The sequence below is a fragment of the Niallia laureatilytica genome, from assembly GCF_046613985.1.
Lineage (GTDB): Bacteria > Bacillota > Bacilli > Bacillales > Cytobacillaceae > Niallia.
The window spans coordinates 78,237-92,031 of sequence record NZ_JBKKHP010000010.1 but is presented as its reverse complement, the minus strand read 5'-3'; the positions used below and the strand labels follow the sequence as shown (position 1 = coordinate 92,031).

9 protein-coding genes and 1 riboswitch are annotated in these 13,795 nt (G+C 41.0%); of the genes, 6 read left to right on the top strand and 3 right to left on the bottom strand.

Annotation, left to right across the window (positions count from 1 at the left end; genetic code table 11):
- Positions 1-233 precede the first annotated feature (233 nt).
- From ACLIJJ_RS20730 to ACLIJJ_RS20720, 3 genes are all read left to right on the top strand, one after another.
- The gene (locus ACLIJJ_RS20730) at positions 234-5,315 is read left to right on the top strand and encodes a PA14 domain-containing protein (RefSeq protein ID WP_411411539.1); all 5,082 of its coding nucleotides are present in this window, start codon (positions 234-236) and stop codon (positions 5,313-5,315) included.
- Positions 5,316-5,504: 189 nt separating this feature from the next.
- Positions 5,505-5,606: riboswitch (purine riboswitch) on the top strand.
- A gap of 114 nt (positions 5,607-5,720) precedes the next feature.
- Positions 5,721-6,329, top strand: coding sequence for a xanthine phosphoribosyltransferase (locus ACLIJJ_RS20725; protein WP_233315739.1), 609 nt, complete (start codon positions 5,721-5,723; stop codon positions 6,327-6,329).
- Between the two features lie 4 nt (positions 6,330-6,333).
- Positions 6,334-7,635, top strand: a complete 1,302-nt coding sequence (locus ACLIJJ_RS20720; protein ID WP_233315738.1) for a nucleobase:cation symporter-2 family protein — start codon at positions 6,334-6,336, stop codon at positions 7,633-7,635.
- A gap of 123 nt (positions 7,636-7,758) precedes the next feature.
- On the opposite strand, the gene ACLIJJ_RS20715 is transcribed toward ACLIJJ_RS20720, so the two are convergent.
- Positions 7,759-8,562 (bottom strand): pepsin/retropepsin-like aspartic protease family protein, encoded by an 804-nt coding sequence (locus ACLIJJ_RS20715; RefSeq protein WP_411411538.1) that lies wholly within the window; start codon positions 8,560-8,562, stop codon positions 7,759-7,761.
- Between the two features lie 408 nt (positions 8,563-8,970).
- On the opposite strand from ACLIJJ_RS20715, the gene ACLIJJ_RS20710 reads away from it, so the two are divergent.
- Positions 8,971-10,152, top strand: coding sequence for a NupC/NupG family nucleoside CNT transporter (locus ACLIJJ_RS20710; RefSeq protein WP_233315737.1), 1,182 nt, complete (start codon positions 8,971-8,973; stop codon positions 10,150-10,152).
- Positions 10,153-10,291: 139 nt separating this feature from the next.
- Positions 10,292-11,350, top strand: a complete 1,059-nt coding sequence (locus ACLIJJ_RS20705; protein WP_233315736.1) for a M42 family metallopeptidase — start codon at positions 10,292-10,294, stop codon at positions 11,348-11,350.
- 30 nt (positions 11,351-11,380) lie between these two features.
- Here the strand turns inward: ACLIJJ_RS20705 and ACLIJJ_RS20700 are convergent, their stop codons facing one another.
- A complete protein-coding gene (locus tag ACLIJJ_RS20700; protein ID WP_411411537.1) occupies positions 11,381-11,869 on the bottom strand; it encodes a sigma-70 family RNA polymerase sigma factor in 489 nt (162 codons plus the stop codon).
- 288 nt (positions 11,870-12,157) lie between these two features.
- On the opposite strand from ACLIJJ_RS20700, the gene ACLIJJ_RS20695 reads away from it, so the two are divergent.
- Positions 12,158-13,483: a UDP-glucose dehydrogenase family protein gene (locus ACLIJJ_RS20695; RefSeq protein WP_411228786.1), complete on the top strand. Its 1,326-nt coding sequence runs from the start codon at positions 12,158-12,160 to the stop codon at positions 13,481-13,483.
- Between the two features lie 30 nt (positions 13,484-13,513).
- Here ACLIJJ_RS20695 and ACLIJJ_RS20690 read toward each other — a convergent pair whose 3' ends face one another.
- Positions 13,514-13,720 carry a hypothetical protein gene (locus ACLIJJ_RS20690; protein WP_233315733.1) on the bottom strand — a complete coding sequence of 69 codons (207 nt, stop codon included), beginning with the start codon at positions 13,718-13,720 and terminating at the stop codon, positions 13,514-13,516.
- Between the last annotated feature and the right edge of the window lie 75 nt (positions 13,721-13,795).

The following is a 13,795-nucleotide window of genomic DNA, read 5'->3' as shown; positions in this document are numbered from 1 at the left end:
AATTTATAAAACTCCCATTAAATATAATTTTTTGACAAAAACATACATATTTTCTCATATTTCTCCAAAATATATGAGTATATCGTACTATTTTTGGTAGGTGCTTCAAAAGAATTATTAACAAATTTCGGGTAATATTGCATAATTATAGAGGGTTTATCGCTAAGACTATTTTATCAGACGAATCTTTTTAGGAGGTGTCTTGGATTAAGAAGTTTTTACCCGTAACATTTATGGCTTTAGCATTCGGAATTTCGGGGTTATTTATTCCGGCTAGTCATGATGCAGAAGCAGCAACTGCTGCAAAATGGTCTGTTAGCTACTATAACAATACGAGCATGTCAGGAACTCCTGTCGTAAAAGAGGAGATTTCCCAGAATGAGCTTGGCTTGAAAGTAGAGAACGGCACTAATTCTCCGGCAACCGGAGTGAACAGCGACAACTTTTCTGCTGTTTATCAGTCCGACCAAGTGATGCCTGCAGGGAAGTATATCCTGCGGACAAGGGCAGATGACGGCATTAGAGTTTATGTGGATGGCAAGAAGGTTGTGGATGACTGGACTGCAAGCAGCTATTGGAAAAGTGAGAAGTCCAAAGTGATTACAGTCGCAGACATTAGCGGTCAATCCAACAAACAGCTTCACCGCATAAAGGTAGAATACTATGATAAGACTGGCGGCAGCGGCCTTGAGGTTTATCTTCATCCATATGAGGATGAAACAGAGGATTCCAGCTGGCTAGGACTCTATTATTCTAATAAATCGTTTTCTGGCACTCCCGCATTAGTGGAAGGCGGAGCGACAGCTGGCACTAAGCTAGATCAGCTCCTGAAAGACTGGGGGCGTGAAAGCCCTGCGGACGGCCTGCCTGCAGACAACTTCACTGCAACTTATTTAAAGAAGTTGGCTGGTGGCAAGGATTATTTTGTCCAATCTTATGCAGATGATCAGATTGAAGTGAAAATTGGGAGTCAGACAGTAATCAAGCAAAACTACAACTCATCCGGCGCTATTAATACAGGTGTCGCAACAAATGTTGGCTCTGGAGAACAGACGATGAAGGTAAATTACCTTGAAGCGACTGGCAGAGCGAGATTTGCTGCTGAAGCAGTTGAATTTGGCGACTGGATCGGCTGGTACTATGACAATACCTCTTTAAGCGGAACTCCGAAGAGACAGAATGTTATTCAAGGAAACGGCAAGTCCCTCAAGGTGGAAAACGGTTCAGGATCCCCGATAGAAGGCATTGGCAAGGATAACTTCTCTGTGAGATATTCAACAGCTCAGCATATAAAGGCCGGCAAGTATATCTTGCGAACTCGTGCTGATGACGGCATGCGGATTTATATTGACGGCAAATTGGCTGTAGACAGCTGGAAATCAAGCAGCTATTGGAAAAGTGAACAAGCGCATATGATCGAAATAAAGGACAAGAGCACAAGTGATGCTTCTAAGAAGGATGTCCATGAAATTACGATCGAGTATTATGAGAAAACAGGCGGCAGCGGCCTTGAATTTTACTTGAATACTATTCAACAAGAGGCTGCAGCTAATAAATGGTTTGGCTTATATTATAACAATACCTCTTTAAGCGGGCTTGCTTCTGTTATTGAGGGAGGCGCTACTGCTGGAACAAAGCAGAGCCAGCTTTTCCATAACTGGGATAAGAACAAGCCGTATCCAAACATCAATGAGGATAATTTCACAGCAAGCTACTATAAGCTTCTTGATGGCAGCAAGGATTATTATATCCAGACATATGCCGATGACAGAATTCGTGCAAAGGCAAATGGCAACACCGTCATCAATCGCTGGAGCAACTCCTCTGGAATAATGGATACAGGAATTATTACGGATCTTGCATCCGGCAATAATCTGCTTCAAGTCGATTATATGGAAGCAGGCGGCAGAGCAAGAGTAGCGGGAGACGCAGTGCCGCTGGGCAACTGGATTGCCTGGTATTACAACAATACGAATTTAAGCGGCTTCCCGGCAGCACAAAATACAATTTCAAGTGACGGCACTTCCTTGAAGGTAGAGAACGGATATGGTTCACCTGTTAGTGCGGTTGGCGGCGATTATTTCTCCGCAAGCTATTCAACTGCCCAAAGAATTAAGGCAGGCGACTATATTTTACGTACAAGAGCTGACGACGGAATGCGTGTTTATATTGACGGCAAGCTTGCAGTCGACAGCTGGAAGTCAAGCAGCTACTGGAAGAGCGAACAGACTCATGTCATCTCTGTAAAGGATCATACAACAGGGAATGCAGACCATAAAGATATTCACACCATACGAATTGAGTATCATGAGGAGACAAAAAGCAGCGGATTGGAATTTTATCTGCAGCCTGCGAGTGATGAGCTTGAAAAGGACAGCTGGCTAGAGCTTTACTACAATAATACGAGTCAGTCTGGAACACCGGTAAAAGCAGTCGGCGGTGCTACTGCAGGCACTAAGGTGAAGGAGCTTCTTCATAATTGGGGAACAGGCAAGCCTTATACAGAAGTGAATGCAGACAACTTCTCTGCTAAGTTCATGAAGCTCATTGAGGGCGGCAAGGATTATGTTATTCAAACATATGCAGATGACGGAGTAAGAGCAACCGTTGATGACAAGACTGTCATTAACCGCTGGAGCAATTCTTCCGGAAAATCAGATTTTGGAACAATCACAGGTTTAAGCACTGGAAATCACCGTTTGACTGTTGATTACTATGAAAGTACCAACAATGCAGGAATCGCAGCAACTGTGGCACCATTCGGAAACTGGATTGCATCCTATTATAACAATACATCTCTGACTGGTATGCCTAAGTCTGTCAAGACTGTTTCTGGAAATGGACAAAGTCTGAAGGTGGAAAATGGCACAGGCTCACCAACTGCAGGGATCAATGCAGACAACTTCTCTGTAAGCTACAAGACAGCACAAAGGATAACTGCTGGTTCGTATATTTTGCGCACAAGAGCAGATGATGGAATTCGTGTTTATCTTGACGGCAATCTTGTTGTGGACAGATGGAAATCAAGCAGCTATTGGAAGAGTGAAACAACTGATATTATTCAAGTTAATGATCGCACTTCAGCTTCTGCTTCTGACAAAAATGTTCATACCATTGAAATTCAATACTATGATCAGACAGGCGGCAGCGGTCTTGAGTTCTATTTGCAAAACGCAGATAAGGAAGTTGAGAAGGACAGCTGGTTCGGTCAATTCTATCCTAACAGCACATTGTCTGGAAATTATGTAAATATAGCAGGCGGAGCGACATCCGGCAATAAGCTTGATACCATTCGCTATAATTGGGGTACGGGGCAGTCCATCTCAGGCCTTTCTGCAGATAACTTCTCTGCTCGCTTCAGAAAACTGATTGCAGGCGGACAAGATTACTTTGCACAGGCGTTTGCTGATGACGGCATCCGCATGAGCCTTGATGGCAGCAAGTTTATCGATAAGTGGACGAACTCTTCAGGAGACATTCACCGTGCAACATTGCCGAAGGTCTCTAGCGGTAATCATACCGTTACTGCTGAATACTATGAAAATACCGGAAAAGCATCTCTGTTTGCTGATGTAGTCCCATTTGGAAACTGGATTGTCTATTATTATGACAATATGGAAACATCTGGTGCTCCTGTGAATGCGAAAGTGCTCAATCCGAACAGCAACAACGGCTTTACAGAAGATTTCGGCTATGATGCGCCGATGGCAAATGTGCCTGCTAATAACTATTCAGCACGTTATGTTACGGCGAAGCGCCTGACTGCTGGCGATTATTATATCAACACAATTGCTGACGACGGAGTGCAAGTGCTTGTCGACGGCAAAGTTGTGATCGACAGATGGAGTGCTGGCAACAGCAAAAATGATGCAGTTAAGCTTTCTGTCAAGAATGGGGCAGAAGGAGATATTCACTGGATTGAGGTTAGATATCTTGAACAGACAGGTAAATCGAATATTGACTTTACGATTACCCCATTCAATGAGAACAGCTTAATCAATAAGGATACTTGGACAGTTCAATATTATCCGAACGTCATTAATCCAAGCAGTCCTGTATCTTCCACAGGACTTGTGGAAGTCGATCAGGAATCTGACGTGAACTTCAATTGGGGTTCAGGCTCGCCTGCTAAGAGTATTCCAAATGATAACTTCTCAGCAGTTATGAGCAAGCAAGTCTACTTCTCTAAGAGCACGAACTATGACTTCACTGTTAATGCAGATGACGGTGTCATTCTGCTTGTCGATGGAAAGACTATCATCGATTCATGGGTAGCGAAGAAGGGCGAGCGAGAAGTAAAAGCGAAGTACATGGACAAAGGATACCACACTGTAACAATCAAGTATTTCGAGAGCACTGGCAACGCAAATCTCAGCCTTGATATTAGCGAATCGGTGAAGCAAGAAGTAATTAAAACATACAGTGACTTTTCTCTTACCCTTGACCAAATGACGACAATCCAGAGCAATTCCGCTCCAAAAACAGACAAACGCTATGACATCTACTTGCGTGAAGATGCTTTTTATACGAAAAGCAATGGCAGATTAGCTGTTGAGGGCGGCTGGAATATTCGTACAGGTCCGGGGGCGAACTACAGTGCACATGATCTTCGCTTCCAAGCAGGAGACAGTGATTTCACAGTCCTTAGCACAGTAAAGGGCACGGACGGCATGAACTGGATGAAGCTTGGCGGATGGGTTCCGCCTTCCATAGAGGATCTGAAGTATTATATCAACCCATCTAACTTCCAGGGAACGCTGAAAGCACAGCTGCAATTTGCTAAGCTTTCTGATCCGGGTACAATCAGTGTGGATGAAGTGAATGAGAAGGTTCTTACCGGAAAAGGTATACTTGCTGGAAAAGCAAGCAGCTACCAAAAAGCTGCAGAGCAGTATGGCGTTAACGCCGTTTACTTGATGGCACACTCCTTCTTGGAAACAGGAAACGGAACGAGCCAGCTTGCAAAAGGTGTCACATACAATGGCAAGACAGTGTACAATATGTACGGAATTGGCGCAACAGACAATAATGCCGTTTCAGGCGGAGCAGCTTTCGCGTACAGCGCAGGCTGGTTTACACCAGAAGCAGCTATTATTGGCGGTGCTGAATTTGTGCGAAAAGACTATATTGACAGAGGTCAAGATACTATATATGAAATGAGATGGAATCCTGTCGGAGCAGCTGCAAATGGATATGCTACACACCAATATGCAACAGATATTGGCTGGGCATCTAAGCAAACATCCAGCATGTATAATATTTATAATATACTAGAGTCATATAGTATTACCCTTGACATACCAAGATATAAATAAGAGGAAAAGCCGCCGATAAATTTGGCGGCTTCTTCTTTTGGTTGCATTTCCCAGCATTAGTCTGAAAAACCGGCTAAAGACAGTGACAGCAAGGTTTTTATCCTGTGCTTCCGTGTTGGACTTTGTCGAATATTCTTCGTTTTTGTAAAAATTCAGTTTGCAAAAGTCCAATCTTCGGATATAATTTCTATATAACATTTATATTCATCTCGTATAATAGCAGGGATATGGCCTGCGAGTTTCTACCAGATAACCGGAAATTATCTGACTACGAGTAAGCTATTAATAATAGGATGCTATTTTCTTTAGGGAATAGTGTCATTAATTCTGCTGGAGAACAGCACGCTTACTCTTTTTTAAGTAAACGTGCTGTTCTCCTTTTTATTTTTCAGGGGGATGAACGCAATGAAGCTACTAACAGACAAAATTGAAAGAGAAGGCATTGTGCTCGACAGCAATGTGCTTAAAGTAGACTCTTTCATCAATCATCAAATGGATCCACAGCTTATGAATGAGATTGGCTTAGAGTTCGCAAGAAGGTTTAAAGACGCAGGAGTCACAAGAATCCTAACGATTGAATCTTCCGGCATTGCACCTGCTATTATGGCGGGCCTAGCGATGAATGTTCCCGTCATTTTTGCGAGAAAAAGAAAATCTTTGACGTTAACAAGCGATTTATATACATCGACTGTTTATTCTTTTACAAAGCAGGAATCCAATGAGATTACTGTATCGAAAAAATATCTTTTAAAGGAAGACCGTGTCTTAATTATTGATGACTTCCTTGCAAACGGACAGGCAGCAATCGGTCTGGCAGATTTAGTAGAGCAAGCTGGCGCTGAGGTGAGCGGTATCGGTATTTTGATTGAAAAGTCCTTCCAGCCTGGTGCTGATGAGATTCTTAAAAAAGGATATCGTTTGGAGTCATTGGCAAGAATCGCTTCCCTGCAAGAAGGAAAAGTGAAGTTTGCTGCAGACAGAGAAGTGCAAAGCATCTATTCAGGAGGTTACTAATTATATGGGCAAGGAATCTTTAAAGACATGGTCAATAGGCTTTCAACACGTTCTGGCAATGTATGCCGGAGCAGTGCTAGTTCCATTGATTGTTGGCGGAGCGCTGAATTTAACATTTGAACAATTAACCTATTTAGTATCAATTGATTTGCTGACATGCGGTATCGCTACATTGCTGCAAGTTTGGAAAAATAAATTCTTCGGTATTGGTCTTCCAGTCATGCTTGGCTGTACATTTACAGCAGTAGGACCGATGATTGCAATTGGTGCAAATCATGGAGTAACTGCTATATACGGAGCGATTATCGTTTCAGGAGCTATCATTATTATTATTTCTTCCTTCTTTAGTAAGCTAGTTAAATATTTCCCGCCTGTTGTGACAGGCTCTGTCGTAACCATCATTGGTTTAACATTGATTCCTGTCGCTATTAAGGATATGGCAGGCGGCGAAGGCAGTGCAGACTTCGGTGATCCGAAAAACCTGCTGTTGTCTTTCGGTGTGTTAGTGTTTATCCTGTTGCTAAACAAATATGCAAAAGGCTTTATTAAAACTATCTCCATTTTAATTGGATTAATCGTTGGAACAATTGTTGCAGCGTTCATGGGCTTAGTCAACTTTGCTGAAGTTGGGGAAGCTTCCTGGGTTCACGGCTTAAAGCCATTCTATTTCGGAATGCCGACATTTAATTTTTCAGCTATCTTAACAATGACACTTGTAGCAATTGTCAGCCTTATTGAATCGACTGGTGTATATTTAGCTCTTAGCGATATCACAAAAACAAAGGTATCAGAAAAGGACCTTGCAAGAGGATATCGTTCTGAAGGGATTGCCAGCGTAATTGGCGGTGTGTTCAACTCCTTCCCATACACAGCTTACTCACAAAACGTCGGGCTTGTACAGCTGACAGGAGTAAAAACAAAAAGCGCGATTTTCTCTGCTGGTATTATCCTTGTTATCCTAGGCTTCCTGCCTAAAGTAGCAGCAGTCACAACCCTAATCCCAACAGCAGTGCTGGGGGGAGCATCGTTAGCGATGTTCGGTATGGTTTGTGCATACGGTATTAAAATGCTGGGACAAGTTGATTTCAACCAGCAAGGAAACCTGCTTGTTGTCGCATGCTCAGTCGGATTAGGTCTTGGTGTGACAGTAGTGCCAGATATCTTCAAAGAAATGCCTGAAACAATCCGCATTCTGACAGAAAGCGGCATTGTAGCAGGAAGTGTTACAGCTATTGTGCTGAACATCTTGTTTAATCTATTGCCAAACAGAAAACCAGCAGTTAAAGCAGAAGAAAAGACTGCATGATTTAGGGAGCCCCTTCATTAATTGGAGGGGTTTTTTGTTTGTTTATAAAAAAAGGATATTAAATAAAAGAAAATTAGTAGAAAATCTTAGTTATCTAGTTCCGAAGATTTTCAATTGTATAACTTAATCATTGCTTAAAATCGCCCATTTGCTGTTAGGAAAGTCAAATATCCAATTTGCATTACTTATCGTGTTATAACCTATTATTAGTTGGATTGGCTGTTCCATATGCTCAATAAAATGGGACAAATCCGTAGCAGCCACTAATTGCTTTTGAAAAACATGCCCTCCTATTTCAATGGCTTCCATATAATAAATAGGGATTTCTGTATTTGTTTCACTTAGACCTGATGCTAATGCTTTGCCATCTATTTCTTGAAACATTTCTGGATAGCTATTGATAAGTGAACTATCAACAACATTAATATTAGCTCCTGTATCCCATAAAGCATGAACTTTCATACCATTAAGAATTCCTTCTATAAAGGGAAGAGAATTATCAGAATTTATATGGTGAAAAAGAATATCTTCTCCTTCTTCCAAAGGTGAATCAATAACTATTTGAGATTGATCGAAGCGAAAATAGCATTTATGTTCTAAGAAAAAATCTATTCCTAGTATATTGGTGAATGTTCCCGTTTCATCCTTGATTGATGCTACTTCAAAATCCACTTTGCTAATCGGACCGACTCTTATTGAAGAAACACTAATAGATTCTATTTGATGTTCGGAAAAGGCTCCTATATAATCATTGGCCTCATTTTTTTGATAAGATGCTAAACTATCATCTTCTAACATGATAGTTTGATTGGAGCCTGTATCTAGCTGAAAGCGGTGTTCTTTTCCATCTATACTAGCTTTTACAAATAAAGTCTCAAAGTCGCTTATTTCCTCATCTTTAATCACTAATAGGTTAATACTATTCAAATAATCTCCTCCTAATCTTCAAAAGTATATTTTTTCATAATTTATCCATTTTTCTCCAAAAGCTTAAGGTTTGCTCTCCGAAAGGCATAGTGCTTAGTTGATAAAGGTGCACAAAAATAATCAGACAAATAGAAAAAAAACAATAAAACAAGACTAACATTTGACATCTCCACTGATTTAATTCTATAATTCAAATTCTCTCCAATAAAAGGGGGGATAAACAATTGTTTGAATCACAAAACTATATAAATCTTGTGAATTTACTATACTTTTTTGAAGAATAGAACTTTTGTTTATTTGCTTAAAAGCAGTGACATTCCTGCTCCTTTCCAGTATCATAAAAAATTGTGTACTATGTGCGAATCTATTATTCAACATTTGTGAATAACATCCAGGAGGGAAAGGGAAATGTCTATTTTAATAGGAATAATTGGGCTGCTTTTAACATTGGGCTTGTCATATCTTCTGTCAAATGATAAAAAGGCCGTTAACTTTAAAGCGATTCTTATTATGATTGTTATGCAATTATTAATAACTGTTGTGATGTTCAAGACAACTTTTGGCTTGAAGATTATTGAAGCTACTTCTAATGGTGTGTCGAAAGTACTTAGCTTTGGTTATGAGGGAGTCGACTTCGTTACAGGCGGTCTTGTTGATGAAGGAGTAAGTGTATTTTTCCTTAATGTACTGATGCTGATTATCTTTACATCCACATTATTGTCTGTGCTGACTCATATTAGAGTTCTGCCATTGGCTATCAAATATATCGGCGGAGCATTGGCGAAGCTTACTGGTCTTTCTAAGGTTGTAACTTTCAACAGCATTAACTCTATTTTCTTTGGACAGTCAGAAACTATTTTAGCGATTAAATCGCATTTGGATAAAATGAATGACAACAAGCTGTTCGTTGTATCGACTTCTGCAATGGCAAGTGTATCTGCTTCTATCATGGGTTCATATATGAATATGATTCCTGCGAAGTATGTATTGATTGCCATGCTGCTTAATGCGTTGTCTGCCCTTATCATTTCTACATTGTTCTGCCCGATCAAAAAGGAAGAGGACGAGGAAATCAACATTAAAGAGGTTTCTACAACGAATTCTATTTTCGGAGCAATCTCTGCAGGAGCTCTTGATGGTGGACGAGTTGCTTTAATTGTTGCGGCAATGCTTGTTGCTTATGTAGGTTTACTGGCACTAATCAATTCTTTCTTTTCAGCAATCTTCGGTATTGGCTTTACAGGAATTCTAGGCTATATCTTTGCGCCAATCGCTTGGATTATGGGTATACCAGGCCATGACATCCTTGATGCAGGTTCTGTTATGGGTACGAAGCTTGCGGCAAACGAATTCGTTGCGATGCTGCAGTTCCAAGAAATGATTCCAAATCTGTCTGAGAAGACGGTCGGTATTGTTTCCACATTCCTAGTATCATTTGCTAACTTTTCTTCCATTGGTATTATCTCTGGGTCCATCCAGGCAATCAATGGTGAAAAAGCGGATGTTGTTGCTAAATTTGGTTTGAAAATGCTGCTTGCAGCAACTCTATCATCTGTTCTAACTGCAACAATAGTTGGGTTATTTATATAATGTTTAAAAGGCTGGTGCCAAAAACACCAGTCTTTTTTTATTATTATATTGATTTTTCTGAAAAATAGCTTACGATAAAGGAAGGCGGAATTTATTTCGGATATAGAAATAAGGCTGAAATTATCGGAGGTGGAACAAAGTGATAGAATTATTGAAGGAACTGACAGCACTGCACGGACCATGCGGTTTTGAAGATGATGTTGCGGCATTTATTGCAGCACGCCTGCGCGGCACTGTTGATACAATTGAAGTGGACGGTGCTGGTAATTTAATAGTCACGAAAAAGGGCAGCAAGCCAGGACCAAAAATTGTCGTTGCTGCACATATGGATGAAGTAGGCTTTATTGTCAAAAAAGTAGAAGACAATGGTTTGATTCGCTTTGAGAAATTAGGTGGCCATGATGACAGAATCCTTCTTTCGCAGCGAGTACAAATCAAAACTAGCAGAGGTCTGCGTTCAGGGGTTATTGGCACCATATCTGCTCATATGGTGAAGTTTGATGATGCGCAGAAGGTTCGTTCTCATAAACAGCAATACATAGACGCAGGTGTTACAAGCAAAAAAGAGGCAGCGGAACTGGGGATTGAAGTGGGTGATTCGATTGTTTGGCAGCCTCATTTCGACCTGTTAACAGATAAAAGAATCAGCGGCAAAGCTTTTGATGACAGAGCAGGCTGTGCCGTGCTAATTAAAGCGCTTGAGGAACTTGATGCAACTGATTTTGCAGGAGAAATTATCGGCGCCTTTACTGTTCAGGAGGAAGTCGGCTTAAGGGGAGCAAGGGTTGTTAGCCATCAGACGGATGCTGATGTGGCAATTGCTCTTGATACGACAGCAGTCAGTGATACTCCTGAGGAAATGATGGATAAAACACTTGCCTTAGGTGCTGGCACCGGTATTAAAATTATGGATTTTAGCTTGATTTCTAACAGGAAGGTAAAAGAGCAGCTCCAGTCACTGGCAAAAGAACACAGCATTCCTTATCAGCTTGAAGTGTTCCCTGGAATTGGAACAGATGCAGGAGAATTAAGCCTTGCGGGTAAGGGGATACCGACAGGAGTGCTCTCTATTCCTTCCAGATATGCACATTCTCCAAATGAAGTGATTGATATAAAGGATTTAGAAGCGACAAAGGATCTCTTGAAGGTATTTATTCTTCATATGAGAACAGCTAGTGAATATAAATTTAAGATTTAACACTTGAGGATGGCTCCCGAGCCGTCCTTTTTACATTTGCTGGGCAAGAATATTACGCAGCTTTTCTACCGCACCTTTTTTCCAAGCCTTCACTGCTGACATGCTGACATGCTCTTTTGCAGCAATTTCAGCTATTGTTAACTGCTGGATGGAAAAATAGCTGACCCACTTTGCTTCTTTTGCAGTAAGTGTACTGCACAATGTTTGAATATAGTGCTCATCTAGAGTCAGCATGTGACTTCCAGCCGTTTCCCAAAATGCCTCCTCAGGGTATACAGTCTGCTGTTCCTCTTTAGAACGGCGTTTCAGTTCATCGAGAAATCTTCCTCTCATATACATATACAAATAAGAGTGAAACTTTCCTTTATCTTCTTTATAGTTCTGCCATGCTTCCCAGATGCTGATAAGGCCAATTTGCAAAAACTCTTCTTTATTTTTATAGATAGATAGTTTTTTCAGCAAATGGTGAATCATCGGTGTATACTGTTCGGTTAACAATTGATAGTCCTTGTCATTCAACAGAAAATCCCTTCCGAAAAAGCGCTTTTTCTTGTTAGTTTCCTAGGTGCTTTCAATATATAAGAAATATTAACAGGCTGCGAATAGTGGAAATCTATTTTAGACAAAAGAAGTGGGTGTGAAAACTAGGTAATTGCAATGATAGCTGTTGTTTGCCTTAGGCGATAGGGTTAGTTCATACAACCTTTACAAAGATGACGAATTAGCTTTACAAGCCACTGCTAAAATGAAGGGAAAAGATTGCAATCGGGTTTATAGACAATAAAAAGATGAGGGAGTTTCGATCGAATGGAGATTACAGTAGCAGGAACAGGGTATGTAGGATTAGTGACTGGCGTATGTTTGGCAGAAGCAGGCCATGTAGTGACATGTGTTGATCCCATTCAGGATAAGATTGATTTATTGAATAAAGGCATCTCTCCTATTTATGAGCCGCAGCTAGATGAGCTGATCGTCAGAAATAAGGATGCTGGCAGCCTGTTTTTTACAACAGACCATAAATCAGCATATGCAAATTCAAGTGTCATCATCATCGGTGTCGGTACACCAGAAAACGAGGATGGCTCTGCCAATCTTACGTTCTTATACACTGTGGCCAGACAAATAGCCGAAAATGTCCAAAGAGACTGTTTAGTAGTGATTAAATCGACTGTTCCAATCGGTACAAACGATAAGGTCGAAGCATTTATAAAAGAGCATGTGAAGCGTGATATAAACGTTGAGGTAGCCGCAAATCCGGAGTTTTTGGCACAAGGCACTGCTGTCAGAGACACACTTCATGCATCGCGAATCGTTATCGGTACAGAATCAGAGAATGCAAGACAGCTCTTAACACAAATTTACCAGCCGTTCCAGCAGCCAATTCTTAATATGGGTCGCCGCAGTGCGGAAATGGTCAAGTATGCGTCCAATGACTTTCTGGCACTTAAAATCTCCTTTGTGAACGATATTGCCAATCTATGTGAGGCAGTTGGTGCTAATATTGATGATGTTACGAAAGGGATGAGCATGGACAGCCGGATTGGGGACAAATTTCTGCAGGCTGGTATTGGTTACGGTGGCTCATGCTTCCCGAAGGATACGAAGGCGCTGCACTGGCTGTCTGAGGAAGAAGGCTATGTTCTTCGCACTGTGAAGGCAGCGATTGAGGTTAATGAAAAGCAGAAGTTTAAGCTCATCAAAAAGGCAAGGAAAGACTTTGCCAGTTTTGCTGGCTTGAAGGTGGCTGTTTTAGGTGTCACTTTTAAGCCGGGAACAGATGATTTGCGAGAAGCTCCGTCTATTCCGAATGTTCGCTTGCTTTTGAACGAAGGCGCATCTGTGCATGTCTATGATCCGGTAGGAGAACAGAATTTCAAAAAAATCTACCCGACCGAAGTGGCTTTTGCATCAACCATAGAAGAAGCGTTGCAGGATGCAGATATTTGCTTTGTGTTTACAGAGTGGCCGGAAATCAAGAATGCTCCTTTAACTTTGTTTACAGAAAATATGAAAACGCCGCACGTATACGACGGCAGGAACTGCTATGCACTTGCGGAGGCAGAAGAAGCTGGAGTCCATTACCACTCCATCGGCCGTCCGTCTGTGAATGAAAAGGTTTTGCAAAAAATTTAATAAAATAAAAGGTGGAAAATGAAGCAAAGATTAGGATTCGAGATTCTTTTGCTTCATTTTCTTTTTTGTTTTCTCCACAATCATCTTTCCCCATTTTTTTAAAGCAGTGCCATTCATCAGTCCCCAAATAATCACAGGTGCCATGACGTTTAAGGCAAGCACGGTGTAGACAATCACCCAGATGAACCACTTGGCATTGAGGACATATTCGTAAATCCATGTATGATATAAATTCATTGGCAAATACTCCTTAATAAGTAAAATTCTATTATAGCAATTGGAACTATATTCTATTTAATCAACAAAAGCAGT

What these genes read in the sequence shown, in the direction of transcription:
- ACLIJJ_RS20730 (WP_411411539.1), top strand. Translation starts at nt 234, where the DNA reads ATGGCTTTAGCATTCGGAATTTCGGGGTTATTTATTCCGGCTAGTCAT.
- ACLIJJ_RS20725 (WP_233315739.1), top strand. Translation starts at nt 5,721, where the DNA reads ATGAAGCTACTAACAGACAAAATTGAAAGAGAAGGCATTGTGCTCGAC.
- ACLIJJ_RS20720 (WP_233315738.1), top strand. Translation starts at nt 6,334, where the DNA reads ATGGGCAAGGAATCTTTAAAGACATGGTCAATAGGCTTTCAACACGTT.
- ACLIJJ_RS20710 (WP_233315737.1), top strand. Translation starts at nt 8,971, where the DNA reads ATGTCTATTTTAATAGGAATAATTGGGCTGCTTTTAACATTGGGCTTG.
- ACLIJJ_RS20695 (WP_411228786.1), top strand. Translation starts at nt 12,158, where the DNA reads ATGGAGATTACAGTAGCAGGAACAGGGTATGTAGGATTAGTGACTGGC.
- ACLIJJ_RS20690 (WP_233315733.1), bottom strand. Translation starts at nt 13,720, where the DNA reads ATGAATTTATATCATACATGGATTTACGAATATGTCCTCAATGCCAAG.